The organism is Citrobacter sp. CK198 (assembly GCF_030333295.1).
GTDB lineage: Bacteria > Pseudomonadota > Gammaproteobacteria > Enterobacterales > Enterobacteriaceae > Citrobacter_B > Citrobacter_B koseri.
The window spans coordinates 1-260 of record NZ_JAOWGE010000009.1 but is presented as its reverse complement, the minus strand read 5'-3'; the positions used below and the strand labels follow the sequence as shown (position 1 = coordinate 260).

General features: G+C 50.0%; 1 tRNA gene. It reads right to left on the bottom strand.

The features are described 5' to 3' along the window. Positions 1–180 precede the first annotated feature (180 nt). Positions 181–256: transfer RNA gene (locus OGY62_RS01955), tRNA-Glu, on the bottom strand. Positions 257–260 lie beyond the last annotated feature (4 nt).

The window sequence follows — 260 nt, the reverse complement described above, 5'->3', positions numbered from 1 at the left end:
AGAGACTCATACACACTTTACGTGTGTCGTTTCAATTTTCAGCTTGATCCAGATTTTTAAAGAGCAAATATCTCAAACATCACCCGAAGATGAGTTTTGAGATATTAAGGCAGGCGACTTTCACTCACACAAACCAGCAAGTGGCGTCCCCTGGGAGGTCTGACCTCATCAGTTGAACGCTGGCGTCCCCTAGGGGATTCGAACCCCTGTTACCGCCGTGAAAGGGCGGTGTCCTGGGCCTCTAGACGAAGGGGACACTG